A 26,145-nucleotide genomic window follows, 5' to 3' on the forward strand; every position below is an offset into this window, starting at 1 on the left:
AATCCGAAAATTGGCATGACCGGTCTGACCAGTGGTGCTGGTCCTGTAGCCGCTGCCGCAGGCTGCGATAAGGCCGAAGGCCTTCCTGCGATCTTCAGAGTGTTGCGGCCGTGCCGGCCGATCGCAGCCTGCGGCAGCGGCTACAGGCCCCGGGCCAGACAATTCGCGGCCGAAAAAAAGCCCGGCGCGAAGGCCGGGCTTTTCAGGTAACGCTCTGCTAATTAAGCGCCGTATACCGGCAGCTTCTTGCAGATGGCTTTGACTTTCTCACGAACGGTGTCGATCACCGCTTCGTTATTCAGGTCAGCCAGGATGTCGCAGATCCAGCCCGCCAGTTCCTTGCACTCGGCTTCCTTGAAGCCGCGAGTGGTCACAGCCGGAGTACCGAAGCGCAGGCCGGAGGTGACGAACGGGGAGCGTGGGTCGTTTGGCACGGAGTTCTTGTTCACGGTGATGAAGGCCTTGCCCAGGGCGGCATCGGCGTCTTTACCGGAGATTTCCTGCTTGATCAGCGACAGCAGGAACAGGTGGTTCTGCGTACCGCCGGAAACCACGTCGAAACCGCGCTCGATGAACACGCCGGCCATGGCCTGGGCATTCTTCACCACTTGTTGCTGGTAGGCCTTGAACTCAGGCTGCAGCGCTTCCTTGAAGCAGATGGCCTTGGCGGCAATCACGTGCTCCAGCGGACCGCCCTGGGCGCCCGGGAATACCGCGGAGTTCAGCTTCTTCTCGATGTCGGCGTTGGCGCGCGCCAGGATCAGGCCGCCACGTGGACCGCGCAGGGTCTTGTGGGTGGTGGTGGTTACCACGTCGGCGAAAGGCACCGGGTTCGGGTAGACGCCAGCGGCGACCAGCCCCGCAACGTGAGCCATATCAACAAAGAGATAGGCACCGACCTTGTCGGCGATTGCGCGGAAACGTGGGAAGTCCAGGACCTGCGAGTAGGCAGAGAAACCGGCCACGATCATCTTCGGCTTGTGCTCGACCGCCAGGCGCTCGACTTCGTCGTAGTCGATCAGGCCGTTGGCATCGATGCCGTACTGGATGGCGTTGTACAGCTTGCCGGAGGAGGAAACGCTGGCGCCGTGGGTCAGGTGACCGCCATGGGCCAGGCTCATGCCCAGGATGGTGTCGCCAGCCGACAGCAGCGCCAGGTAAACGGCGGCGTTGGCTTGCGAGCCGGCGTGCGGCTGGACGTTGGCGTAGTCGGCGCCGAACAGTTCCTTGGCACGGTCGATGGCCAGCTGCTCAACCACGTCGACGTATTCGCAGCCGCCGTAGTAACGCTTGCCTGGGTAACCTTCGGCGTATTTGTTGGTCAGCACCGAGCCTTGAGCTTCCATCACCGCAGGGCTGGTGTAGTTTTCCGAAGCGATCAGCTCAATGTGCTCTTCCTGGCGCTGAGCTTCTTGCTCCATGGCGGCAAAGAGATCGGCGTCGTACTTGGCAATAGTCAAATCACGGCTGAACATGGCGGTCCTCAAGGATCGGGGCAGAAAAGGGGGGCATTCTAACCCAACGGGTTTTAGATGGCATATGAAAGGACATCATGTCGCAGACAAGTGGTGTTCATGAGCTGCCCAGGCTGAGTCCTGTAGCCGCTGCCGCAGGCTGCGATCGACCACGCAGTGGTCGTGCTCTTGAGGCCACGAAGGCCTTCGGCCTTATCGCAGCCTGCGGCAGCGGCTACAGGGAAGGCGAGGTTGATCAATCGAACATGAACAGCGCGTCGTTGCTGAACTGCCCTTCGAAGCTGTTGGCCGGCATCGGCCGGCCGAACAGGTAACCCTGGACTTCGTCGCAGCCGTGTTCGCGCAGGAAGTCCAGTTGCTCATGGGTTTCCACGCCCTCGGCGATCACCGCCAGGTTCAGGCTGTGGGCCATGGCGATGATGGCGCGGGCGATCTGCGCGTCCTGCTCGCCGGACGGCAGGCCGTCGACGAAGGTGCGGTCGATCTTCAAGACATCGATGGGGAACTGCTTGAGGTAGTTCAGCGATGAATAACCGGTACCGAAGTCGTCGACTGCGATGCTCAGGCCGAGGTTCTTCAGCCCGTCGAGGATCTGCATCGCCTCGCTGACTTCGCGCATCAGGATACTTTCGGTCAGTTCCAGCTCCAGGCAGGCCGGCGGCAGGCCGGTGTCCTTGAGGATGGTGGCGATCCGCATGCCCAGCTGACCATCGGAGAATTGCCGGGCCGAGATGTTCACCGAGACCTTCGGCACCCGGACCTTGGCCTGGTGCCACGCCTTGAGCTGGCGGCAGGCTTCGCTGATGACCCAGTCGCCGACATCCACCACCAGTCCCAGTTCTTCGAGCACCGGGATGAAGTCCCCCGGCGGTACCAGCCCGCGTCGCGGATGGCGCCAGCGCAGCAGGGCCTCGGCGCCGGTCAGGCGCTTGCCGTCGCCGCTGAACTGCGGCTGGTAGTAGAGGATGAATTCCTGCTGTTCCAGGGCGTGGCGCAGGTCGCTTTCCAGCTCCAGGCGTTCCAGGGCGCTGGCGTTCATGTCGGCCTGGTAGAACTGGAAGTTGTTCTTGCCGCGCTCCTTGGCGTGGTACATCGCGGTGTCGGCGTTTTTCATCAGCTGGCTCAGTTCGTTGCCGTCCTGCGGGCTCAGGGCAATGCCGATACTGGCGGTGACGAAGAACTCACGGCCTTCGAGCACGAACGGCTTCACCAGGCTGGCGAGAATCTGTTCGGCAACGTGGATCGCCCGGTTCAGGGCGATCTCGCGGCTGGTCCGTGGTTGCAGGAGCAGGGTGAACTCATCGCCGCCCATGCGCGCCACGGTGTCGTCATCGTCGACGCAATCGAGCAGGCGGGTGGCCATTTCCTTGAGCATGCGGTCGCCCGCGGCGTGGCCCAGGGAGTCGTTGATCGGCTTGAAACGGTCCAGGTCGAGGAACATCAGCACCACCCAGGACTTCTGCCGCTCCGCCGATTGCAGGGCGGTGTGCAGGCGGTCCTGGAACAGCGTGCGGTTGGGCAGGTGGGTCAGGGCGTCGTAGTAGGCCAGGCGGTGAATGCGCTGCTCGCTGGCCTTGCGTTCGCTGATGTCGGTGAAGAAACACACGTAGCTGGCCAGGTCGCCTTCGTCATCGAGCACCGCGGTGATGCCGACCCAGGCCGGATAGTGCTCGCCGTTGCGACGCTTGAGCCAGACCTCGCCTTCCCAGGTGCTGTGCTGGTGCAGCTGCTTGAGCACATAGCGCAGGTGGGCTTCCTGCTGTTCGTCGACGGTGAGCATGTTCGGCAACTGGTCGAGCACCTGGGACACCGCGTAGCCACTGACCCGGCTGAACGCCTCGTTGGCCTGGACGATGTAGCCCGCCGGGTCGGTGATCAGGATCGCCGAGGTCGAGTGCTCGAATACCGTGGCTGCCATGCGCAGGTCTTTTTCCGCGCGACGCTGCTGGCTGATATCGCGGCCGACCCCGAGCACGCCTTCGAAAGCGCCGTGTTCGTCCCACACCAGCACCAGGCGCAACTCGATCGGAATCTTGCGCCCGTCGGCCCGCAGGCAGTCGAACAGGAACAACTGGGTCTGCACCTGGTTACGCAGGCGCGCCAGTTGCTCGGGCTTGTCCAGGGCCTTGCTGACCCGCTCCATCAGGGCGTAGATGCCGGTCAGTTGTTGCGGGTTGGCGATGGTCGATTGCCAGCCGTTCTGGAAGATCCACTCCACGTCATAACCCAGTACCGACTGCACCGAGGGGCTGACATAGTTGAGGGCCATCTTACTGTCGGTGGAGAAAATCACGTCGCTGATGCTTTCGGCGAGCATGCGATAGCGTCGTTCGCTGTCGCGCAGGGATTCGCTGGCCTCGATCTGGTCGGTGATGTCCTTGGCCACGCCGATGATGCGCGTGACCTGATCGTACTTGTCCCGCGCCAGGGCCTGTTCGCGGATGTCGAAACAGCGCCATTGGCCGCTGCGGTGGCGAAAGCGCAAGTGGCACTGCAGCAACTGCAGGTAGCCGGCATGCCGCTGTTCCTGGCGCAGGCGGTGATAGAGGTCGGCGTCTTCCGGGTGCAGGAGGATTTCCCAGAAATACTCGCCCATCTGGTGCAGTTCGGTCTTGTTGTAGCCGAGGGTCTGGCCCAGGTGATGGTTGCTGAAGATCATCCGCTGGCTGATGACGTCCTGCACATAAAGGTGGTCCGGCACGGTGCGCACCACATCCGACCAGAAACCCTCGCGCTCCAGCAGCGACAGCTCGATGAGCTTGCGGCTGGTGATGTCGCTGATGCTGAGGATCACCGCGCGATAGTCGCAGGGGTCTTCCGGCAGGCGCAGTACCAGCCACAGATGCTGGTCGTGGCCCTGGGCGTCGCTGAGGCGGATTTCCAGCTCCAGCTGTTTGTGCTGGTTGATCACGGTCTCCAGCAACTGGTTGCCGATGGCGCTGTTGTGGAGCGGGCTGCCTTCGATCAGCAGTTTCCAGGCCTGCTCGCAGGAGTCAACGTTGAGCAGCCGCAGGGCCACCTGATTGACCTCGGTGACACGCAGTTCTTCAAGCAGCAGCTGGCGCTGCTGTGGGTTGTGCTCCAGCCAGGCCTTGAGCTGTTCGCTGTCGTGCAGTTGCGCCTTGTCGAGAAACGCCGGCAGCCCGGAGATATCCAGGACACAGAGAGCGACCCCGGTGCCTTCGAAAATATCCTGATAGCGCCGACGCCCTTCGTGCAACTGACGCTGGCGGCGGCGCATGTTCAGCAACGCGATCACCGGCAGCAGGGAAAACGCCAGCCCCAGCAGGCACTTGGCGATAAACGCCGGCAACAGTTGCTCGATCACCGCGCGCTCGTCGAACAGGCCGCGCAATTGCCAGTCGCTATTGCCCAGTGGCGCGACCAGCACGCTGTTGGCTATGTCGTCGGTGCTCACCGGGGTGTTGCTGCCGTCGTCGCGGCTGAGGGTTTTCTGGTTCAGGCGGTTTTCAATGACCCAGGTCGGGTGAAAACCCTGGTCGGGACTGGGCTCCAGGGACTGGACGAAAGACGGTGCCAGGCGCAGCACCCAGTAACTCTTGAGGGCGCCGCTGGGCTGGTGCAACAGCAGCTGTACCAGCGCGCCGTTGGTGGCGTTGCTGTAGTAGTAGCGCTGGCCGCGGCTGCGGCTGGTCAGCTCGGCGAGCCATGCGGCGTCCTGGCCGTCGGCGCCACTGTCGCTGATGAGCTGGCCCTTGGCATCCAGCAGCGCGATGCTTTGCAGGTCGGGCAGGGACAGCTGCAGCCTTTTCAGCAGCAGTTGTTGCTGTTCGGCATTCTGGGGCGGCTCGACGATCGGCAGCAGGTTGAGGGCTATCTGCGCATTGAGTGCCAGGTTGAGGCTGATGTGCTCGGCCAGGTCGGCGTTGTAGTCGATCGCGTGTTGACGCTGGTCTTTGCGGGTCTGTTGCAGTTGGTCGAGCAGTTGCCAGAACAGCAGGGCGAGCAGCAGCAGGACCAGGGTCGCCAGCACGCCTTTCAGGGTGCCGCGCAGGGGCGAGCCGGACGCAGGTGCAGGTGCGCGCAGGGAAAAGGGCGGAGTGGCATTGGACAAACTGTGATCCTGCGGTTTGGCTGGACTGGCGCGACGTGCACTATAAGCCGGACGCCCGAAGGGCGGCTAGCATGCCTTGAGTTGTGGCAAAGTGCCAGTCCCGGCTGGCTGGACCTTGCCCGGCCATTGAGGTAGCTTTGCCGGTTACGCGGGAGCGCTCCAGCTCCAGACAATCAGGCTTTTTCCGTACGCAGGCATTGATCACGATCAAATGCCGGCGCCGCGCATGGCCTGGCCCGGGCTTCGCCCTCTCTCCATTCATCAGTCACTGACGCTAGGTTCATCATGGCTCAATACGTCTTCACCATGCATCGGCTGGGAAAAGTTGTTCCGCCGAAGCGGGAAATCCTGAAAAACATCTCTCTGTCGTTCTTCCCGGGCGCCAAGATCGGCGTGCTGGGCCTCAACGGTTCGGGTAAGTCCACCCTGCTGAAAATCATGGCCGGCGTCGACACCGAGTTCGAGGGCGAAGCCCGTCCGATGCCCGAGCTGAACATCGGCTATCTGCCCCAGGAGCCTCAGCTGGATCCGACCAAGACCGTGCGTGAAGTGGTCGAGGAAGCGGTCAGCGTGATCAAGGACGCCCAGGCGCGCCTGGACGAGGTCTACGCGGCCTACGCCGATCCGGATGCCGACTTCGACAAGCTGGCCGCCGAACAGGCCAAGCTCGAAGCGATCCTGCAGGCCAGCGATGGCCACAACCTGGAGCGCCAGCTGGAAGTCGCCGCCGATGCGCTGCGCCTGCCGGCCTGGGACGCCAAGGTCGAACACCTGTCCGGTGGTGAAAAGCGTCGCGTGGCCCTGTGCCGCCTGCTGCTGTCCGCCCCGGACATGCTGCTGCTCGACGAACCGACCAACCACCTGGACGCCGATTCCGTGGCCTGGCTGGAGCACTTCCTCCACGACTTCCCGGGCACCGTGGTTGCGATCACGCACGACCGTTACTTCCTGGACAACGTCGCCGGCTGGATCCTCGAGCTCGACCGCGGCGCCGGTATTCCTTACGAGGGCAACTATTCGGGCTGGCTGGAAGCCAAGTCCGATCGTCTGGCCCAGGAATCCAAGCAGCAGTCGGCCCATGAAAAGGCCATGAAGGAAGAACTGGAGTGGGTGCGCAAGGGCGCGAAGGCTCGCCAATCGAAATCCAAGGCCCGTCTGGCTCGCTTCGAAGAAATGCAATCGCAGGAATTCCAGAAGCGCAGCGAGACCAACGAGATCTACATCCCGGCCGGTCCGCGCCTGGGTGACAAGGTCATCGAGTTCAAGAACGTCACCAAGGGCTACGGCGATCGCGTGCTGATCGACAACCTGTCGTTCTCCATGCCCAAAGGCGCCATCGTCGGCGTGATCGGCGGTAACGGTGCCGGTAAGTCCACCCTGTTCCGCATGCTGATGGGCAAGGAAACGCCGGACTCGGGCAGCATCGAAGTCGGCGAAACCGTGCAGCTGGCTTGCGTCGACCAGAGCCGCGAAGACCTGGACGGCAGCAAGACTGTGTTCCAGCAGATCTCCGACGGTTCCGACCAGATCCGTATCGGCAGCTACGAGATCCCGTCGCGTACCTACGTCGGTCGCTTCAACTTCAAGGGCGGCGACCAGCAGAAGTTCGTCAAGGACCTGTCCGGTGGTGAGCGTGGCCGCCTGCACCTGGCCCTGACCCTGAAAGAGGGCGGCAACGTCTTGCTGCTCGACGAACCGTCCAACGACCTCGACGTCGAAACCCTGCGTTCCCTGGAAGAAGCCCTGCTGGACTTCCCGGGCGCCGCCATTGTGATCTCCCACGACCGGTGGTTCCTTGACCGTGTTGCGACCCACATCCTGGCGTACGAAGACGACTCGCAAGCGGTGTTCTTCGAAGGCAACTACACCGAGTACGAAGCCGATCGCAAGAAGCGCCTCGGCGACGCGGCAGCCCAACCGCACCGCGTGCGTTACAAGAAACTGGCCTGATCGGGCAAGTTGCTTGAAAGAAACGGAGCCTTCGGGCTCCGTTTTTTTTGCCTGTTTTTCGGGTTCGCCAACATGGGGCATTGCTGGTGATTAGGATCACCTGAATGGTGCGTTAAATGCCGGAAATGGTGAAAAATTTATATCAATTGCACCATTTAAATTCATAACTGCGACATTTTGCTCTGTCATGGTGCTGTTCGAGTTGCTAAAGTCCCGGGCAAATCTGCGTTAACGACAATAAATTTGCCGAGACTTTCCCATGATCGAATCCGTCGAAGACTTCCTCGCCCGCCTGAAAAAACGCGACCCGGACCAGCCTGAATTCCACCAGGCGGTGGAAGAGGTGCTGCGCAGCCTGTGGCCGTTCCTGGAGGCCAATCCGCATTACCTGACCTCGGGCATTCTCGAGCGCATCTGTGAGCCGGAGCGGGCGGTGGTGTTTCGTGTGTCGTGGGTCGACGATCAGGGCAAGGTCCAGGTCAATCGCGGGTTCCGCATCCAGATGAACAGCGCTATCGGCCCGTACAAGGGCGGTTTGCGCTTCCACCCTTCGGTCAATCTGGGGGTGCTGAAATTCCTCGCCTTCGAGCAGACCTTCAAGAACTCCCTGACTTCGCTGCCCATGGGCGGCGGCAAAGGCGGCTCGGACTTCGATCCGAAGGGCAAGAGCGACGCCGAGGTGATGCGCTTCTGCCAGTCCTTCATGAGCGAGCTGTATCGCCATATCGGTTCGGACGTGGACGTGCCGGCGGGGGATATCGGTGTGGGCGCCCGGGAAATCGGCTTCCTGTTCGGCCAGTACAAGCGCCTGAGCAATCAGTTCACTTCGGTGCTGACCGGCAAGGGCATGAGTTACGGCGGCAGCCTGATCCGTCCGGAGGCTACCGGCTTTGGCTGCGTGTACTTCGCCGAAGAAATGCTCAAGCGCCGTGACGAGCGGGTGGAGGGCAAGCGCGTGGCGATTTCCGGCTCCGGCAACGTGGCGCAATACGCCGCGCGCAAGGTCATGGACCTGGGCGGCAAGGTGATCTCCCTGTCGGACTCCGAAGGCACGCTGTACTGCGAGGCCGGGCTGACCGAGGAGCAATGGCAGGCGGTGCTGGAGTTGAAGAACGTCAAGCGCGGGCGCATCAGCGAGCTGGCGACGCGGTTCAACCTCGAGTTCCTTGCCGGACAGCACCCCTGGGCGCTGCCGTGCGACATCGCGCTGCCGTGCGCCACCCAGAACGAACTGGACGCCGAGTCGGCACGCACGCTGCTGCGCAACGGCTGCATGTGCGTGGCTGAAGGGGCGAACATGCCGACCACCCTGGAGGCTGTGGATATCTTTATCGAGGCCGGCATTCTGTTCGCCCCGGGCAAGGCGTCCAACGCCGGTGGCGTGGCGGTCAGCGGGCTGGAGATGTCGCAGAACGCCATGCGCCTACTGTGGAGCGCCGGCGAGGTGGACAGCAAGCTGCACGGCATCATGCAGTCGATCCACCACGCCTGCGTGCATTACGGCGAAGAAAACGGTCGGATCAACTACGTCAAAGGGGCCAACATCGCCGGCTTCGTCAAGGTCGCCGATGCCATGCTGGCCCAGGGCGTGGTTTAAGCCGGGTCGATGCGGATCACCTCGATCAACTGATCGCCCGCCGGCCGCTGCCACAGCACTTCATCGCCAAGCTGGGTGCCCAGCAGCGCCCGGCCCAACGGCGAGCCCCAATTGATCAGGCCCTTGGCGACATCGGCCTGATCCTCTCCCACCAGTTGCACACACTGCTCGGTGCCGTGCTCGTCGGCGAAGATGACCCTGCTGCCGATCTGCACTTTCGACCGCGATGTCGCCTGGGGAACCACCTGGGCGCTTTGCAGGCGCTGGTTGAAGTAGCGCAGGTCGCGTTCGATATCGGCCAGCTGCTGTGGGTCCGCCTGGTCGCCCAGCGCCGATTGTTCGTTGTGCCGGGTTTGCAGGAACGCGACCTTGGCCTGCAGTTCGCTCAGGCCCTGCGGGGTGACGTAGTTGGGCTGCGCGCTGATCTGCCGTTCCACGGGTTGGTCGGCCTGGGCGGCAGTCAGTTCCTCATTGACGAAGGCTCGGCTCATGGGCGTTTTCCCGTAATGGAGGTTTGGGCCATGGTCGCAGCCTTTTGGTTTCTGGCCATGCCTGAAAGCGACTTACTGTGAGCGATAGGCTCGCGCGGCGTCGCGGTCTTTTTCTTCTTGCCAGGCGCGTTCGCGTTCGTCCCAGTGACGCTCCCGATAATCGTTGCGGTCCTGGTTTTCCAGCATGGCCTGGCACTGGCGAAAGCCGTCGCTCCAGCCCTCGGCGTATTGCGGGTCCTTGAGGTAGCGCGGCACGTTCTTGCGAAATTCGCCGTTGATCGCCCCGGCGGCCTGGCGACCGCTGGCGCAGCCATCATCGAAGCCGTCGGCGAAGGCCGGCGGATAACCCTGCTTGAGCAACTGCTCGTGGGTCGTCTCGCAACCGGTCATCAACGCTAGCAACGCTGCCACTACCGCATACCGCCACATCTCTGACTCCCACGCCGTTCAACGGCTGATAGAGAAAGTCTAGAAGGGGATTCGTCAGTGGTCTGTGAAAGCGCGGCAAGAATGCTACCGGGCGTCAGTAGTGGTACCACTTCAGTTCCAGCATCACCTCGTTTTCCGCCGTGGCCAGGTGGCTGAACTCGCGCTGGGCGCTCAGGCGCAGGCCCAGGTTGCGCGACAGCTCCCATTGCTGGTTGAGGCTCAGGCTGCGGCGCACCTCGCCATTGGTGAAGTAATCGCCCTTGGCTTCGACGCTGAAGTTGCCCAACGGGTTTTTCCACAGCAGGCCGGTGTTGAAGCCGGCCGCCGGGGTGATGAAGCCGGCGAAATCGGCGTTGTGCTCGACGCGCACGGTGCCCAGGGCGAAGCCGAGCATGTTCTCGCTGAGCTGCCAGGTGCCGCCACCGCCACCGTTGACATGGCTGACCAGGGTTTCATCGTCGTGTTTGCCCGGCACCCGCTCCAGGCCGCCGGTGACCTGCCAGGACCAGGGTTGCAGCAGTTCGTTACGCGGCGTCAGCGAACGAATGGTCGCCAGGTCCAGTTGCTGTAGCTGCCAATTGTTGCCTTCGTACTGGCGCAGTTTCATTTGCAGGATTTCGATCTGTGCGCCCAAGGGAAAACCTTGGGCGTTGTCATTGAGGTCGTGATAGGCCATGCGCAGCCCATATTCGCCAAAGGCCTGGTCGCCGCGGGTGCCCACGCCGACCTGCCAGGTGCGCGATTCATGGCCGTCTTCCGGCAGGCCAGGGCGTTCGATGGACAGTTCGGGCGGCGGGTTGCGGTTGATCGCCCGCAACAGCTCGAAACTGCGCTGCGCCCGTTGCGGATCGCGCTCTTGACCGTTGGCCCGGTAGCGCTCAAGGCGATAGGCTGCATCGATGATCAACGCCTGGCGGTCCCGTGGCTGGGCCTTGAAGGCCGGCTCCTGCAGCTGTTGCTGGTCGGCGCTGACCTTCAGCACCCATTGCTGTTCGTCGCTGCTCAGCGGCTTGGCGCGCTCCAGCAGTTCACGTTCGCGGGACGGGCGGTACTCGATCTTCTCCACCAGGCCGGCTTCCTTCACCGCCTTGACGGTGTCGGTAGGAATCGCCGTCAGCGGGAATTGCCCGGTCAGGCGCAGGCTCGGGCGGGCGACTTGCAGCAGCTCGAGCAAGCGGTAGGAGCAGTTCTCGTCGAAGAAGAAGTAGTCGAACTTGATCTGCTTCAGTTCCCAGACGTGCTCGACCATGCGTTCGGTTTCGGCCTGGGTCAGGTTCAGCCGGTATTCCCACAGGTCGCGGTTTTCCAGGCTGCGGTACTCCGAGAGCTTTTCCTGGTAGGGCACCAGGGCGAAGAGGCCGGGATAGCCGCCCATCAGGCCTTTCCAGGCATAGAGAATGCTGTTGTCCGAGCCTTCGATATAGGCACCGAAGTTGATCGCGTAGCTGAGCAGGGCGGTGTGGTTGCTTTGGACGTCGGCCTGGTCGATGCGCAGCAGGGTATGGCCGAACATCGACGACGGGCTGTTCAGGTAGGCCGCCGGGAAAATCATCACCGTGCTGTGGGGCGAGACGTCCTTGAACCACTGGTTGAACTCATTGCAGTCCACCGCCGGCAGATCGCTCAGGCGCAGTTGGGCCTTGAGCCAGCGGGTGCGGGCGGGGTACACGCATTGAGCATGCTGGTTGCCGCTGCCGGCGGGGGCGTAGAGCGCGTCAAGGGTGGCCTTGAGTTCGGCGTCGGGGTGTTCGGCACCGTCTTTGGCGAGGAAAAACTTCGGGTCGCTGACATAACTGCGCCAGCCACCGAGCTTGGCGGTTTCGTAGTGGCCAAGGGAAATCCAGAACGGATCGCTGGCCAGTTGCTGCAAACGTGAGTGGTCGATTTGTGGCGCGGCGGACAGCGGGGCGCAGACACAGAGCGCCAGGGAGGCAAGGCGTTTGAGCATGGTGGGCAACTTGAGTCGGAAAAAACAAAGACCCGGGAGGGGTCATGTCCGAAAAACAAAAGCCCGCTCCCCGAGAAGAGCGGGCGGGTCGAGATTAAGCCGGGGTGGCGTACTTGGCCAGGCGTGCATCGCTTTTCAGCACGGCCAGGGTGTTGGTGTGCACATCTTCCGCGGTCACATCGGCTTTGCTGAAGATCTGCTGGAAGTGCTCGTGGGTGACGGCGGCGAAGTGCGCGCGGTCTTCAGGAGCGACGCCCAGGACCACGGCGTAGGTGGTCAGCGCTTCGCCTTCACCTTTGGCCATGTCTTCGGAGAGCTCGTTCATCATGCCATTCATGGCAAACCAGGATTTGCCGCCGTAAGTCAGCGCACTGTTGGTCGAGCAGCCGTTGGTGCCGGAAGTCATACCGAAGGTCGCGTTACCGGAGGTGCCGTTGGTGGTGGAGGCCAGGAAGTGAGCCGGAGTGCCGCGCTGTCCTTCGAACAGCAGGTTGCCCCACCCACAATCCGGACCGCCTGGCGCTTGGGCCATTGCATTGATGGAAACAGCGGTGAAGAGAGTACCGAGAAGAATCCGTTTCATAGCTTTGTTCTCTTTGTGTGCAAACCAATGGACAAGGGTTCTGGCCCATGTCGGCGCCAGTGGGCCGGTTATTAGTCCAGCCGCGCAGCTTGGAGTTTAGGCAGATTCCAAGGGTTCCGTGTTTTTTTGCATGACATTCCTTGAAATAGACGGTTTTTATGCTGTCTGCGTGGGGCCGGGGATCTGTCCGCGCTTTCGCTGCGTCGCGCCTTGCCAGCCGCTGTACCCGGCGCCAGAATGCCCCATCTGCCCCGCCTGATGTAAGGAAGCCCGATGCCTGATCCTGTTGCTGCCAGCTTGCGTCTAGCGCCCGAAGCGCTGACCCGTCCGTTTTCCGCTGAACAGTTCAGCTTCTCGACCACCAATGATTTGGAGCCCTTTCGCGGTGTGCTTGGCCAGGAACGTGCGGTCGAAGCCTTGCAGTTCGGTGTGGCCATGCCACGCCCCGGTTACAACGTCTTTGTCATGGGCGAGCCCGGCACTGGCCGCTTCTCTTTCGTCAAACGCTACCTGAAGGCTGAAGGCAAACGTCTGCAGACCCCGTCCGACTGGGTCTACGTCAACAACTTCGATGAGCCGCGCGAGCCACGCGCGCTGGAGCTGCCTTCGGGGGCCGCGGGTGCGTTCATCAGTGACATCAACGGCCTGATCGACAACCTGCTGGCGACCTTTCCGGCGGTCTTCGAGCATCCGTCCTATCAACAGAAGAAAAGCGCCATCGACCGCGCGTTCAACCAGCGTTACGACCGTGCCCTCGACGTTATCGAGCGCCTGGCGCTGGAGAAGGACGTCGCGCTGTACCGCGACAGCAGCAATATCGCCTTCACCCCGATGCTCGACGGCAAGGCGCTGGACGAGGCCGAGTTCGCGCAATTGCCCGAAGCCGATCGCGAGCGTTTCCATGAGGACATTTCCGCCCTGGAAGAGCGCCTCAATGAAGAACTGGCGAGCCTGCCGCAGTGGAAGCGCGAGTCGAGCAACCAGCTGCGTCACCTCAACGAAGAAACCATTACCCTGGCTTTGCAGCCGCTGCTGGCGCCGCTGTCCGAGAAGTACGCGGAAAACGCCGGTGTATGCGGCTACCTGCAAGCCATGCAGGTGTACCTGCTCAAGACCGTGGTCGAGCAACTGGTGGACGACAGCAAGACCGACGCCGTGGCCCGCAAGCTGCTGGAAGAACAGTACGGCCCGAGCCTGGTGGTCGGCCATCCGGCCAGTGGCGGCGCGCCAGTGGTGTTCGAGCCGCACCCGACCTACGACAACCTGTTTGGCCGCATTGAATACAGCACCGACCAGGGCGCGCTCTACACCACTTACCGGCAGTTGCGTCCGGGTGCCCTGCATCGGGCCAACGGCGGTTTCCTGATTCTCGAAGCCGAGAAGATGCTCAGCGAACCCTTTGTCTGGGATGCCCTCAAGCGGGCCCTGCAATCGCGCAAGCTGAAGATGGAGTCGCCGCTGGGCGAACTGGGACGCCTGGCCACCGTGACCCTGACCCCGCAACACATCCCGTTGCAGGTCAAGGTCGTGATCATCGGTGCCCGCCAGCTGTACTACACGCTGCAGGACCTGGACCCGGACTTCCAGGAAATGTTTCGCGTGCTGGTGGACTTCGACGAAGACATCCCGATGGTGGACGAGAGCCTCGAACAGTTCGCCCAGCTGCTGAAAACTCGCACCTCCGAAGAAGGCATGGCACCGCTGACCGCGGACGCGGTGGCGCGCCTGGCGACCTACAGCGCCCGGCTGGCGGAGCATCAGGGGCGCTTGTCGGCGCGTATTGGCGATCTGTTCCAGCTGGTCAGCGAGGCGGACTTCATCCGTCACCTGGCCTCGGACGAGATGACCGATGCCGGGCATATCGAACGGGCACTCAAAGCCAAGGCCACCCGTACCGGGCGGGTTTCGGCGCGGATTCTCGACGACATGCTGGCGGGGATCATCCTGATCGACACCGATGGCGCTGCGGTAGGCAAGTGCAACGGGCTGACGGTGCTGGAAGTGGGCGACTCGGCCTTTGGCGTGCCGGCGCGGATTTCCGCCACGGTCTACCCGGGGGGCAGCGGTATCGTCGACATCGAGCGCGAGGTCAATCTCGGCCAGCCGATTCACTCCAAGGGCGTGATGATTCTCACCGGCTACCTGGGCAGTCGTTACGCCCAGGAATTCCCCCTGGCGATCTCGGCGAGCATCGCGCTGGAGCAATCCTACGGTTACGTCGATGGCGACAGTGCATCGCTGGGCGAGGCGTGCACGCTGATCTCGGCCTTGTCGAAAACCCCGCTCAAGCAATGCTTTGCCATTACCGGATCGATCAACCAGTTCGGCGAAGTGCAGGCGGTTGGCGGGGTCAACGAGAAGATCGAAGGCTTCTTCCGCCTCTGCGAAGCTCGGGGCCTGACGGGCGAGCAAGGTGCGATCATTCCTCACGCCAACGTCGCGACCCTGATGCTCGATGAGAAGGTGCTGGCGGCAGTCCGCGCCGGGCAATTCCACGTGTATGCCGTGCGCCAGGCTGACGAGGCCCTGAGCCTGCTGGTCGGCGAACCCGCGGGCGAGCCGGATGCGGATGGCCAGTTCCCGGAAGGCAGCGTCAACGCGCGGGTGGTGGAGCGCCTGCGGGTCATCGCTGAAATGGTCAGCGAGGAGGACCTCAAGGAAGCGGAAAAAGAGCAGGCGCAAGAGGCATTGGCACAAACCAAGCCGGCATGAGCCTTGCCGCGACGAGGGCTTGGCCTTCGTCGCGGCGCCGGTCCGCTGGCGTCAACTTTCGCGAATAGACCATTCGGCGCCTGTTCAGCCGGTCAACTTTGCTTCTCAGGCTTTTCTTCCTATTCTCAGGCAAGGAGAACGACAGTCGTCACTGGATCGAAACAGTCTTCACATGAGGGCTGAATACCGGATCTACCGAGGGTCGCCGCCATGTCGCGCAACCTCTGCCTTACCCGCCAGTGTCTTGGCCTGGTCACCCGTATCGAATGCAGTATCCGCCCGCTGGCGGGAGATAACGGAATGTGGACCCTACTGTTCGCGGCCGGAATGGCTGGCGAGCAACCTTCGGCCATCAAGGCCCAGGGACCTTTCTGCGGTCCCAGCGTGGCCGAATCCATCCTTGATTCCATCGTCGAAAGCCTGACCACCCATGGTTATGAGCTGGCCGACGATCCGCAGATCTGGTGCCTGCACCTTCAGGCGCAACTACGGCAGATCAATGGCGAACGCTGCCGCCATTGACGCAATCTCCCGTTAATCCCTACCGCTGAGTCCTACTCGGCGGGTAGTGGGTTCTCCAGCTTGTCGAGCTTGACCTCAAAGCCATATTCGACGGTGTTGAGTTCGCTGCGCTGGTAGGTTTCCAGCTCGGTGGGCTGCCCATAGAAGTAATGCACGTCGAACAAGGCCGGGCCGCTTGCCGGCGCCTCATGGCTGACCGCAAGAATCTCCTTCAGGTACTGGCCGCTGGCGTCCTTGGCGTAGAAACGCCAGGCCTCGGACGGGAACAGGCGCTGGTCGACGATCAGCGCATTGCCCCGCAGCTCCAGGCCTTTGGGTAGCTGGCTGACGGGTAGGGCTTTCTTCTCGATGCTGGCCAGGAACAGCGGGATCGCACCGACGGCGTAAGCCGGGGTTTCCGGGAACAGGGTCAGGTCGTAAGTGATCGAGCTGCGCATCGGATCGACCTCGACTGCCTCCGATGGCAGTTCGATGGGCTCGCCGCGTTTGCCGTTTTCGTTCTGGGTGAAGAAGGTCACGGGACTGTCGCCGGTGGAGAAGGACGTGCCCAGCAACTCGTCATTGAAGGTTCTCGGGTGGTCGAACTCGATCCGCGCCGCGCTGGCGTCCTCGGTGGATTGATGAACGACCACGCTTTTCTTCAAGGTTTCTTGGTCGAGGTTGGCGCCCTTGAGGTAGTTCGGTGCCTGATCGTCATACACCACTACCGGCATGGGCAGGGGCTGGATCTTGCTGTCGGTGGTCAGAGGGTCGAAGCGTCGCACCGGAAGATTGAGGTCTTTGCGGGTGATGGTGGCTGCGGAGAAGTCCAGCACATTGACTTCGAGCTTGTCGATCAGGCCGTTGAAATACACCTTGGTGTAATGGCTGCGCTGTTCGCGCTCGAAGGCTTTGCGCTCATTTTCAAGCTGCTGCTCGAACGCTTGGCTCCAGGCCTTCTGCTTCTGCATTTCGCTGAGCTGTTTGGTGTAGAAGGCGATCTGTTGGCTGTTTTCGTTGATCGACCCGGAGCGCGAAAGGATCTGCCCGGTGGTGTCCCGTGCCTGCACCAGTAATGGGTTGAGCGGCGTCTCGCTGAGTTCGGGCGACAGTGGGGCGCTGTTGGTCAACTCGATTTCGGCGCTGTTCTTGTCCAGGGACAGCAGTTTTACGCTGACATTCTTGTCGCTGCGTTGCTTGCCGATATCGGCCTTGCCCAGTTCGAAGGTGAGGACCTGGTGTGGCGCGATCACTTCGGCCTTGCCTTGCAGCGTCACGGGTTGGGGCTGGTTCTTGTTTTCGACTTCCAGGCCTTCGATGAACGGGTAGGTCACCGTCAGGTCATCCGGGTTGGTCAGGTTGGAACTGGACGGGCTCAACTGGATGCCGGGATCGGTTTCCGACCATTCGGGTTGGAAGGCGATGACCTTGCCGTTGCTCAGGGTCACGGATTGCCATTCCAGGCCGTGGGGGAAGGGGAATTGCGCCGGCATGTTGAAGCTGAAGGGAAATACCGGCTGCAGGTCGGTCAGGTAGTCGGAATTGGAGGTCTTGCGCAGCACGAACAGGCCGTTGAGGTAGGTGTCGACCAGCGCCTGCGGGCTGGGGTAGTGCTTGAGCAGGGCCAGGGCGTCATCGCCGTATTCGGTCTCTATGGGCTTTTTCTGGAGCCGCAGTTGCGCGCGTTCGAGCAGTAACAGCGAACCGCCCAGGTCGGCGATGGCGTCCTTGAGCTTGGGGTCCTGGATAGCGTCCAGGGATTGTTCGAACTGTGCGGTTTTCTGTTCCAGGCTGACTTGCTGCTTCTCGTCGCTGGGCGAGCAGCCGCTGCTGAGCAGTACCGCGATACACAGGCCGGTACCCGCCAAAGGCAATCGCAAATCCATTCTCCAGGCTTCCTGTCCGATGTCATTGAGCTGTTCACGTGATTCCGACACTAGCAGAAAACGCTTTGGCAGACGCGCAGGTAATGGATTTGGTTGCGGTTTATGGGCTTTTGGGCGGCTGATATACTCGCCGCCGTTTTCAGACCTGTGTGAGATTCAATGGAACGTTTTATCGAGAATGCAATGTACGCCTCGCGCTGGCTGCTGGCGCCGATCTACTTTGGTCTGTCGTTGGGGCTGCTGGCCCTGGCCCTGAAGTTCTTCCAGGAAGTCTTCCACGTCATTCCCAACGTGTTCAGCATGGCCGAGTCCGATCTGATCCTGGTGCTGCTGTCGTTGATCGACATGGCGCTGGTGGGTGGCCTGTTGGTGATGGTGATGATCTCCGGCTACGAGAACTTCGTGTCCCAGCTGGACATCGACGAGGACAAGGAAAAGCTCAACTGGCTGGGCAAGATGGACTCCTCCTCGCTGAAGATGAAGGTGGCCGCGTCCATCGTGGCGATCTCCTCGATCCATCTGCTGCGGGTATTCATGGATGCGAAGAACATCGAGCCGCAGTACCTGATGTGGTACGTGATCATCCACATGACCTTCGTGATTTCGGCCTTCGCCATGGGCTACCTGGACAAGCTGACCAAGCACTGATCGCCTGATCACCGCTGTAGCCGCGCCGCCCGGCCGTTGTGAAACGGACGGGCGGTGTCGTTTGTAGCTTGTGCTTTTACCGGCCGAGGCATATCCCTGTAACGGTCACGGGCTTGAACTGCGCGAGGTGCACTCATGAACCTGCACGAGTTGAATGCTTATGCCGTCGCCGGAAAAATCGACGAGCTGAACCTGATCTCCCTCGAAGGCGGCATCTATCTGCTCGAGGCGCGGATGCATGGGGCGGCCTATCCGTTGAGCGATGCCCACGGTCAGATGTTGCATCTGCGTTCGGTGGAGCATGCCCGGGAAGTGTTGCACGCCTTTCCCAGGCTGCCCTTCAACCTGATCCATGCTTCAGTGCATGACGAGATGTGTGGCCTCTCGGCCGGTACCGATGACAGCCTGCGGGTGCCCCTCGCCGTCCGCTCGGCCTGACAGGCGGGACGCACGTTCATCATCGCCATGGCATCTGTGCTAGTCTGCTCGCCCTTTTGGTTCCGGGCGTCCCGGGATGCGCTGTGTACGCACGGCGGATTTCCGAGCCGTCCGCACAGCGGAGCAGTGTCATGTCCGAAGTAAATCTGTCCACCGACGAAACCCGCGTCAGCTACGGTATCGGCCGTCAGCTGGGCGACCAGCTGCGTGACAACCCGCCACCGGGCGTGAGCCTGGACGCCATCCTGGCTGGCCTGACCGACGCGTTCGCCGGCAAGCCTAGCCGTGTAGGCCAGGAAGAAATGTCCGCCAGCTTCAAGGTGATCCGCGAAATCATGCAGGCCGAAGCCGCTGCCAAGGCTGAAGCCGCTGCTGGTGCGGGCCTGGCTTTCCTGGCTGAAAACGCCAAGCGTGAAGGCATCACCACTCTGGCCTCCGGCCTGCAGTTCGAAGTGCTGACCCAGGGCGAAGGCGCCAAGCCATCCCGTGAAGACAGCGTGCGTACCCACTACCACGGCACCCTGATCGACGGCACCGTGTTCGACAGTTCCTACGAGCGCGGCCAGCCTGCGGAATTCCCGGTCGGCGGCGTGATCGCTGGCTGGACCGAGGCGCTGCAACTGATGAATGCCGGTAGCAAATGGCGTCTGTACGTGCCGAGCGAACTGGCTTACGGCGCGCAAGGCGTTGGCAGCATCCCGCCGCACAGCGTTCTGGTATTTGACGTCGAGCTGCTCGACGTTCTGTAAGCCTCAGCTGCCGGGTTGAGCTTGCTCGCGATCCATACGCCGTGTTTGCGGTGTAGGGATCGCGAGAAGGCTTGCCTTGGCAGAGGGGTCAGGTGGGGTCATAGACGTATTTTTGCGCTCAGGCCTTGCCCTTCGGCTGTTCCAGCAGGGCGCAAGGCCCGTGCATAGCAGAACAGAAACAGGTTGCGCACCAGTTCCTTGAGCACCACCGGCTCGCTGGAACTCAGGCCGTTGAGGTCCAGGTCGCCCTGATCCTGCAGCTCGTTCAAGGCTTCTTCTTCCAGTACCGCACAGACTTCCCCGGTTTCCCGATGGAGGATTCTCAGGTAAGGGTGTGGGCGGTCCAGCCATGCGTCGATCAAATAAGTCATGAGTCTCATCTCCTTGATGGGTTTCAATGAGAATAATTCTTATTCAATGAATAGCAAGTACCTATTGGCGGTTTCTGCTTTTTTCTGTGTGGAAATTGTTGTGGGTCAAAAGGGCTGGCCTTTTGATATATAGCGGGAAATGAGGGGAGTCTGGCGGGAGCGGGGAGGGCTTCACCCCGTGCCTGGCACGGGGCGATAGCCGGAATATCAGACCTTGCGGACGAACTCGGACTTGAGCTTCATCGGGCCGATACCGTCGATCTTGCAGTCGATGTCGTGGTCGCCATCGCACAGGCGGATGTTCTTGACCTTGGTGCCGACCTTGACCACCAGCGAGGTGCCCTTGACCTTGAGGTCCTTGATCACGGTGATGGTGTCGCCGTCTTGCAGGACGTTACCGACCGAGTCCTTTTTCACGGTTTCATCGGATGCGGCCTCGGCTTCGCCGTTGGCGGACCATTCGTGGGCGCATTCCGGGCAGACCAGTTGGGCGCCGTCTTCATAGGTGTATTCGGAATTGCATTTCGGGCAGGGTGGCAACGTGCTCACTAAGGCTCCTCGGATTCAGGAAGGCTAAAAAAGCGCACATTATATAGGGTTTTGCTTGGGGATGGGGTATAGCGGGGGATCGAGGGGGAAAGCATCACGAACAAGCCCGCCCCTGCGCAGGGCAGGAGCGGGCTTGTGTGCAATCGGATCTTAGTGGGTGCGGGCTACGGCGAATTCGCTCAGTTCTACCAGCGCGTCGCGGTATTCGCTCGGCGGCAGGGCTTCCAGGCAGGCAATGGCACGAGCGACATAGTCGCGGGCCAGTTGCGCGGTGTAGTCCAGGGAGCCGGAGGCCTCCACGGCAGCGCGGATGCTTTCCAGGTCTTCGATACCGCCTTTCTGGATCGCCTGGCGCACCAGGGCAGCCTGTTCCGGCGTGCCTTCGCGCATGGTGTAGATCAGCGGCAGGGTCGGCTTGCCTTCGGCCAGGTCGTCGCCGACGTTCTTGCCCAGGGTTTGTGCGTCGCCACGGTAGTCGAGCAGGTCGTCCACCAGTTGGAAGGCCACGCCCAGGTGATCGCCGAAGGTGCGCAGGGCTTCGCTCTGCTCTTCGGTGGCGCCGGCCAGGGCGGCGGCGCTGTGGGTCGAGGCCTCGAAGAGCATCGCGGTCTTGCCGCGGATGACTTCCATGTAGGTTTCTTCGGTGGTGCTGGCATCACGGACTTTCGACAGCTGCAGCACCTCGCCTTCGGCGATGATACGGGTGGCCTGCGAAAGGATCTTCATCACCGGCATCGAGCCCAGCTCGACCATCATCTCGAAGGAGCGCGAGTACAGGAAGTCGCCCACCAGCACGCTCGGGGCGTTGCCCCACATGGCGTTGGCGGTCGAGCGGCCGCGGCGCATGCCGGACATGTCGACCACGTCGTCATGCAGCAGGGTGGCGGTGTGCAGGAATTCGATGGTGGCGGCCAGCAGGCGCAGGTCGTCGCCTTCGCGACCCAGGGCCTTGCCACACAGCAGCACCAATAAAGGACGCAGGCGTTTACCCCCGGCCGAGGTAATGTAGTCGCCGATTTTCGATACCAGCGGCACTCGGGAGGTCAGCTGCTTCTTGATGATGCCGTCGACGGCGCTAAAATCGTCCGCCACCGCGCGGTAGAAAGCTTGGGGTTGCATCAGCGACAGGTGCTCCAGAAGGGTTGCGCGGCATGCTAGGACCCACGTCCGGGGCTGTCAAGGCGCGATGGACGGCCCCTTGCATCGCCAAGACAGCTTGCGTACAATCGCGCACCCTGAACTTCCTGGGCAGCACCTGCCTTACGCAATTGCACTTGGGCCGTTCCAGCCCCATGCAGCCATGCCAGCCAATACCTCTTCTTATAAAGAGCTGGGTGAGCAGGATTATCGGAGAAATACCATGTACGCAGTAATCGTTACCGGCGGTAAGCAATACAAGGTCGCTGAAGGTGAATACCTGAAGATCGAAAAACTGGAAATCGCCACTGGCGAATCCGTGACTTTTGACCGCGTTCTGTTGGTTGCCAATGGCGACGACGTGAACATCGGCGCACCTGTTGTTGCTGGCGCAACCGTCAAGGCTGAAGTGATCTCCCAAGGTCGTCACGATAAAGTCCGCATCATCAAGTTCCGTCGCCGTAAGCACCACATGAAGCGTATGGGCCACCGCCAGTGGTTCACCGAGATCAAAATCACCGGTATTCAGGCTTAATTTCAGCCTAATTCCTCACTAGGAGAATTGAACTCATGGCACACAAAAAAGCTGGTGGTAGTACCCGTAACGGTCGCGACTCAGAAGCCAAACGCCTTGGCGTGAAGATGTATGGCGGCCAGGTCATCAAGGCCGGCAACATCATCGTGCGTCAGCGCGGCACCCAATTCCACGCTGGCTACGGCGTTGGCATGGGTAAGGATCACACCCTCTTCGCGAAAATCGAAGGCGTGATCAAGTTTGAAGTAAAAGGCGCCTTCGGTCGTCGTTACGTGAGCGTCGTCGCGGCTTAATTGCGCGATCGCTGGAAAAGCCCTGTCTCGCGACGGGGCTTTTTCGTTTGTGGGGTGAGTCTCTTGCAAAACTGTTTGTATGGGCTGCCAGCGCTGGATGTTACGGCCGTTGATCGGGGTCGCTGCGCTCATTTTTGCAAGAGTCTTATGTCTTAGTGTTTTTCGGCTCGCCCATGCGGCGAGAGGCGTTTTGTTATGAAGTTCGTTGATGAAGTTTCGATCCGAGTAAAAGCTGGCGACGGCGGCAATGGCTGCATGAGTTTCCGTCGGGAAAAGTTCATCGAAAACGGTGGTCCGAACGGTGGTGATGGTGGCGATGGCGGCTCGATCTATATGATCGCCGACGAAAACCTCAATACCCTGGTGGACTACCGCTACACCCGTCATTTCGATGCCGAGCGCGGCTCCAATGGCGGCAGTACCGATTGCACCGGCAAGAAGGGTGAGGATCTCGAGCTGCGCGTACCGGTCGGCACCACGGTGATCGACGCCGGGACCCAGGAAGTGATCGGTGACCTGACCAAGGCTGGTCAGCGTTTGCTGGTGGTGCAGGGCGGCTGGCACGGTCTGGGTAACACCCGTTTCAAGTCCAGTACCAACCGCGCGCCGCGCCAGACCACGCCGGGCAAGCCGGGGGAGCAGCGTGACCTCAAGCTGGAGCTGAAAGTGCTGGCGGACGTTGGTCTGCTGGGCTTGCCGAATGCCGGCAAGAGTACCTTCATTCGCTCGGTGTCCGCGGCCAAGCCGAAAGTGGCTGACTATCCGTTCACGACCCTGGTGCCGAACCTGGGCGTGGTCAGTGTCGACCGCTGGAAGAGCTTCGTGATCGCCGATATTCCGGGTCTGATCGAAGGCGCTTCGGATGGTGCGGGCCTGGGTATCCGTTTCCTCAAGCACCTGGCGCGTACTCGTCTGCTGTTGCACCTCGTGGACATGGCGCCGCTGGATGAAAGCAGTCCGGCCGATGCGGCGGAAGTGATCGTCAATGAGTTGACCAAGTTCAGCCCGTCCCTGGCTGAGCGCGATCGCTGGCTGGTGCTGAACAAATGCGACCAGATCCTCGAGGAAGAGCATGAGGCGCGGGTCAAGGAGATCGTCGATCGCCTGGAGTGGACCGGTCCGGTGTACGTGATCTCGGCTATTTCCAAGGACGGTACTGAGCGCCTGAGTCGCGACATCATGCGGTATCTGGAAGATCGTGCCGATCGTCTGGCGGCCGACCCGGCCTACGCCGACGAATTGGCCGAGCTCGATCAGCGTATCGAGGACGAGGCGCGTGCCCAGCTGCAGGCTCTGGACGACCAGCGTGCCCTGCGCCGCAGCGGCGTGAAGAGCGTGCACGACATCGGCGACGATGATTGGGATGAGGAAGATGTGGATGACGAAGATGGTCCGGAAATCATTTACGTCCGCGACTGATTCGTTGCAGTAAACTACAAGCGCCGCTCACTGAGCGGCGTTTTAGTATCCGGGAAACGTAGCCACGAATAACTTTATGGGCGCGCTCGGTCGCGTGGCTCTCAAGCTAAGGTTGAAGAAGATGCGGAGTAAGGTGACAGGTGCGCAGCGCTGGGTCGTGAAGATCGGCAGTGCGCTGCTGACGGCGGACGGCAAAGGGCTGGATCGCGCGGCAATGGGTGTCTGGGTCGAGCAGATGGTGGCCTTGCATGAGGCCGGTGTCGAGCTGGTATTGGTTTCCTCCGGCGCGGTCGCGGCCGGCATGAGCCGCCTGGGCTGGACCGCACGACCGAGTGCGATGCATGAGCTGCAGGCGGCCGCGGCCATTGGCCAGATGGGCCTGGTGCAGGCCTGGGAGTCGAGCTTTGCCGAGCACGGCTTGCACACCGCGCAGATTCTGCTGACCCATGACGACCTGTCCGACCGCAAGCGTTACCTCAATGCCCGCAGCACCTTGCGTGCGCTGGTCGAGCTCAAGGTGATTCCGGTCATCAATGAAAACGACACCGTGGTTACCGATGAGATCCGTTTCGGCGACAACGACACTCTGGCGGCCTTGGTGGCTAACCTGGTCGAGGCCGATCTGCTGGTGATCCTCACGGATCGCGACGGCATGTTCGATGCGGACCCCCGTAATAATCCTAATGCCCAGCTGATTTACGAGGCGCGTGCCGACGATCCGGCGCTGGACGCAGTGGCGGGCGGCACGGGTGGCGCGCTGGGGCGTGGCGGTATGCAGACCAAGCTGCGCGCGGCGCGTCTGGCGGCCCGTTCCGGGGCGCACACCATCATTGTCGGTGGGCGTCTGGAGCGTGTGCTGGATCGTCTCAAGGCAGGTGAGCGCCTGGGTACCTTGCTGTCGCCTGAGCGCGGCATGCTGGCGGCGCGCAAGCAATGGCTGGCTGGGCACCTGCAAACCCGTGGCACCCTGGTGTTGGATGATGGTGCGGTGTCGGCCTTGTCCCAGGGCAACAAAAGCTTGCTGCCGGTGGGGGTCAAGCTGGTTCAGGGCAGCTTCCGTCGTGGCGAGATGGTGGTATGCGTGGCGCCGGACGGGCGTGAAATCGCCCGCGGCCTGGCCAACTACAGCGCCCTGGAGGCGCAAAAAATCATCGGTCAGTCCTCTGATGCGATTGTCGGTTTGTTGGGGTACATGGCTGAGCCTGAGCTGGTTCACCGTGACAACCTGATTCTGGTCTAAGGAAAAACCAATGCGTGTAGCAAAAGGGTTGTTGGGGTTGCTGTTGGCGATGCCGTTGCTGGCCTGCGCTGAAGAAATCGGCCAGGTGTCGACGGTGTTCAAATTTGTCGGGCCTAATGACCGCATTGTGGTCGAGGCCTTCGACGATCCGAAGGTGGAGGGCGTGACCTGCTACCTGTCGCGCGCCAAGACCGGTGGTGTGAAGGGTGGGTTGGGTCTGGCGGAAGATCGCGCCGAAGCCTCCATTGCCTGTCGTCAGGTCGGCCCGATCAGCTTCAAGGGTGAGCTCAAGGATGGCGAAGAGGTATTCAAGGAGCGCACTTCGCTGGTGTTCAAGACCATGCAGGTGGTGCGTTTCCTCGACAAGAAGCGCAATACCCTGGTGTACCTGGTCTATAGCGATCGGTTGATCGAGGGTAGTCCGCAGAATGCGGTGACGGCGATTCCGATCCTGCCTTGGGCGCAGACTCCGTAACGGTCTTTAGGGCTGGCTCCTGCAGTGGTTATTCCCTGTAGGGGTTGCCGGTCGATGTTCGATTGCTGGCGATAGTGGTTTGGTGGTCAAGGCAGCAAATCGCAGGCAATAAAAAACCGACCCTGAGGTCGGTTTTTTAACAAGCGTGTCGCTTAGGCTGCAGCAGCAAGGTTCAGAGCCTTGATGTGGCCATTCAGACGACCTTTATGGCGAGCAGCTTTGTTCTTGTGGATGATGCCTTTATCGGCCATGCGGTCGATAACTGGCACGGCCAGAACATAAGCAGCTTGCGCTTTTTCAGCGTCTTTTGCGTCGATGGCTTTAACTACATTCTTGATGTAGGTACGAACCATGGAACGCAGGCTGGCGTTGTGGCTGCGACGCTTCTCAGCCTGTTTTGCACGTTTTTTGGCGGAAGGTGAGTTGGCCACCGTCGAGCTCCTCGAAAGACTTTTTGGGAAATAGCAAACAAAATAGGCCGCGAATCATGCCGATGAGTTGAAGGCTTGTCAAGGGCAGGTGATGCGTTCCGCTGAGTGGTTGGATCTGAAGAGGCGGGATATTTATTTCCGGCGCTTGACCTGTAAACTCGCGAGCTTTGGCTCTGTGCTGTTGCGGCGCGGAGTATCGCACAAGTGGGCGCA

At 61.4% G+C, this 26,145-nt stretch carries 23 protein-coding genes; 12 read left to right on the top strand and 11 right to left on the bottom strand.

The genetic code is table 11. From position 1 onward, the window contains the following. Nucleotides 1–221: 221 nt before the first annotated feature. Nucleotides 222–1,475: a serine hydroxymethyltransferase gene (gene glyA / locus AC07Y9_RS27385; protein WP_102681333.1), complete on the bottom strand. Its 1,254-nt coding sequence runs from the start codon at nt 1,473–1,475 to the stop codon at nt 222–224. Between the two features lie 235 nt (nt 1,476–1,710). Continuing rightward, nucleotides 1,711–5,550: a sensor domain-containing protein gene (locus AC07Y9_RS27390; RefSeq protein ID WP_102681334.1), complete on the bottom strand. Its 3,840-nt coding sequence runs from the start codon at nt 5,548–5,550 to the stop codon at nt 1,711–1,713. Nucleotides 5,551–5,835: 285 nt separating this feature from the next. Between AC07Y9_RS27390 and ettA the strand changes: the two genes are divergently transcribed. After that, complete coding sequence (gene ettA, locus AC07Y9_RS27395) at nt 5,836–7,500, top strand: energy-dependent translational throttle protein EttA (protein ID WP_007924767.1); 1,665 nt, start codon at nt 5,836–5,838, stop codon at nt 7,498–7,500. Nucleotides 7,501–7,759: 259 nt separating this feature from the next. After that, nucleotides 7,760–9,097: an NADP-specific glutamate dehydrogenase gene (gene gdhA, locus AC07Y9_RS27400; RefSeq protein WP_102681335.1), complete on the top strand. Its 1,338-nt coding sequence runs from the start codon at nt 7,760–7,762 to the stop codon at nt 9,095–9,097. On the opposite strand, the gene AC07Y9_RS27405 is transcribed toward gdhA, so the two are convergent. The 4 genes from AC07Y9_RS27405 to AC07Y9_RS27420 form a co-directional block, all read right to left on the bottom strand. Next, entirely contained in the window at nt 9,094–9,588 is a 495-nt protein-coding gene (locus AC07Y9_RS27405) for a GreA/GreB family elongation factor (RefSeq protein ID WP_007924763.1), read from the bottom strand. The two genes, gdhA and AC07Y9_RS27405, sit on opposite strands and share 4 nt — an antisense overlap. Before the next feature lie 72 nt (nt 9,589–9,660). Beyond that, entirely contained in the window at nt 9,661–10,017 is a 357-nt protein-coding gene (locus AC07Y9_RS27410; protein ID WP_009045718.1) for a hypothetical protein, read from the bottom strand. Nucleotides 10,018–10,111: 94 nt separating this feature from the next. Further along, nucleotides 10,112–11,965: a DUF7840 domain-containing protein gene (locus tag AC07Y9_RS27415; RefSeq protein WP_102681336.1), complete on the bottom strand. Its 1,854-nt coding sequence runs from the start codon at nt 11,963–11,965 to the stop codon at nt 10,112–10,114. 94 nt (nt 11,966–12,059) lie between these two features. Beyond that, nucleotides 12,060–12,548 (bottom strand): DUF3015 domain-containing protein, encoded by a 489-nt coding sequence (locus AC07Y9_RS27420; protein WP_007924760.1) that lies wholly within the window; start codon nt 12,546–12,548, stop codon nt 12,060–12,062. Between the two features lie 273 nt (nt 12,549–12,821). Between AC07Y9_RS27420 and AC07Y9_RS27425 the strand changes: the two genes are divergently transcribed. Then, entirely contained in the window at nt 12,822–15,260 is a 2,439-nt protein-coding gene (locus tag AC07Y9_RS27425) for a Lon protease family protein (protein WP_007924759.1), read from the top strand. Between the two features lie 210 nt (nt 15,261–15,470). After that, a complete protein-coding gene (locus AC07Y9_RS27430; protein WP_007924756.1) occupies nt 15,471–15,782 on the top strand; it encodes a PA4575 family protein in 312 nt (103 codons plus the stop codon). Between the two features lie 32 nt (nt 15,783–15,814). On the opposite strand, the gene AC07Y9_RS27435 is transcribed toward AC07Y9_RS27430, so the two are convergent. Then, nucleotides 15,815–17,647 (bottom strand): hypothetical protein, encoded by a 1,833-nt coding sequence (locus AC07Y9_RS27435; RefSeq protein WP_102681337.1) that lies wholly within the window; start codon nt 17,645–17,647, stop codon nt 15,815–15,817. Between the two features lie 159 nt (nt 17,648–17,806). Between AC07Y9_RS27435 and AC07Y9_RS27440 the strand changes: the two genes are divergently transcribed. From AC07Y9_RS27440 to bamJ, 3 genes are all read left to right on the top strand, one after another. Continuing rightward, the gene (locus AC07Y9_RS27440) at nt 17,807–18,295 is read left to right on the top strand and encodes a TIGR00645 family protein (RefSeq protein WP_007924753.1); all 489 of its coding nucleotides are present in this window, start codon (nt 17,807–17,809) and stop codon (nt 18,293–18,295) included. A gap of 135 nt (nt 18,296–18,430) precedes the next feature. Continuing rightward, the gene (locus AC07Y9_RS27445; protein WP_102681338.1) at nt 18,431–18,733 is read left to right on the top strand and encodes a DUF6482 family protein; all 303 of its coding nucleotides are present in this window, start codon (nt 18,431–18,433) and stop codon (nt 18,731–18,733) included. Nucleotides 18,734–18,864: 131 nt separating this feature from the next. After that, nucleotides 18,865–19,482, top strand: coding sequence for a BamJ family beta-barrel-assembly machinery protein (gene bamJ, locus AC07Y9_RS27450; RefSeq protein WP_007924751.1), 618 nt, complete (start codon nt 18,865–18,867; stop codon nt 19,480–19,482). Between the two features lie 98 nt (nt 19,483–19,580). Here the strand turns inward: bamJ and AC07Y9_RS27455 are convergent, their stop codons facing one another. The 3 genes from AC07Y9_RS27455 to AC07Y9_RS27465 all read right to left on the bottom strand — a co-directional run bounded on the left by AC07Y9_RS27455 (nt 19,581) and on the right by AC07Y9_RS27465 (nt 21,521). Beyond that, nucleotides 19,581–19,853, bottom strand: coding sequence for a PA4570 family protein (locus tag AC07Y9_RS27455; RefSeq protein ID WP_009045712.1), 273 nt, complete (start codon nt 19,851–19,853; stop codon nt 19,581–19,583). A gap of 207 nt (nt 19,854–20,060) precedes the next feature. Next, the gene (locus tag AC07Y9_RS27460) at nt 20,061–20,402 is read right to left on the bottom strand and encodes a zinc ribbon domain-containing protein YjdM (RefSeq protein WP_007924748.1); all 342 of its coding nucleotides are present in this window, start codon (nt 20,400–20,402) and stop codon (nt 20,061–20,063) included. Nucleotides 20,403–20,552: 150 nt separating this feature from the next. Then, the gene (locus AC07Y9_RS27465; protein WP_007924747.1) at nt 20,553–21,521 is read right to left on the bottom strand and encodes a polyprenyl synthetase family protein; all 969 of its coding nucleotides are present in this window, start codon (nt 21,519–21,521) and stop codon (nt 20,553–20,555) included. A 241-nt stretch (nt 21,522–21,762) separates the two neighbouring features. Here AC07Y9_RS27465 and rplU point away from each other — a divergent pair, with 241 nt between their 5' ends. The 5 genes from rplU to AC07Y9_RS27490 all read left to right on the top strand — a co-directional run bounded on the left by rplU (nt 21,763) and on the right by AC07Y9_RS27490 (nt 25,501). After that, a complete protein-coding gene (gene rplU, locus AC07Y9_RS27470; RefSeq protein ID WP_007924746.1) occupies nt 21,763–22,074 on the top strand; it encodes a 50S ribosomal protein L21 in 312 nt (103 codons plus the stop codon). Nucleotides 22,075–22,109: 35 nt separating this feature from the next. Beyond that, on the top strand, nt 22,110–22,367 hold the full coding sequence (gene rpmA / locus AC07Y9_RS27475) for a 50S ribosomal protein L27 (RefSeq protein ID WP_003228360.1): 258 nt from the start codon (nt 22,110–22,112) through the stop codon (nt 22,365–22,367). A 195-nt stretch (nt 22,368–22,562) separates the two neighbouring features. Next, nucleotides 22,563–23,786 (top strand): Obg family GTPase CgtA, encoded by a 1,224-nt coding sequence (gene cgtA, locus AC07Y9_RS27480; RefSeq protein ID WP_007924745.1) that lies wholly within the window; start codon nt 22,563–22,565, stop codon nt 23,784–23,786. A 121-nt stretch (nt 23,787–23,907) separates the two neighbouring features. Further along, nucleotides 23,908–25,026 carry a glutamate 5-kinase gene (gene proB / locus AC07Y9_RS27485; RefSeq protein ID WP_085534615.1) on the top strand — a complete coding sequence of 373 codons (1,119 nt, stop codon included), beginning with the start codon at nt 23,908–23,910 and terminating at the stop codon, nt 25,024–25,026. Nucleotides 25,027–25,036: 10 nt separating this feature from the next. After that, complete coding sequence (locus AC07Y9_RS27490; RefSeq protein ID WP_007924741.1) at nt 25,037–25,501, top strand: CreA family protein; 465 nt, start codon at nt 25,037–25,039, stop codon at nt 25,499–25,501. A 152-nt stretch (nt 25,502–25,653) separates the two neighbouring features. Here the strand turns inward: AC07Y9_RS27490 and rpsT are convergent, their stop codons facing one another. Then, nucleotides 25,654–25,932: a 30S ribosomal protein S20 gene (rpsT, locus tag AC07Y9_RS27495; protein ID WP_007924739.1), complete on the bottom strand. Its 279-nt coding sequence runs from the start codon at nt 25,930–25,932 to the stop codon at nt 25,654–25,656. Nucleotides 25,933–26,145 lie beyond the last annotated feature (213 nt).

The sequence above is a fragment of the Pseudomonas sp. GW456-L12 genome (assembly GCF_059424045.1).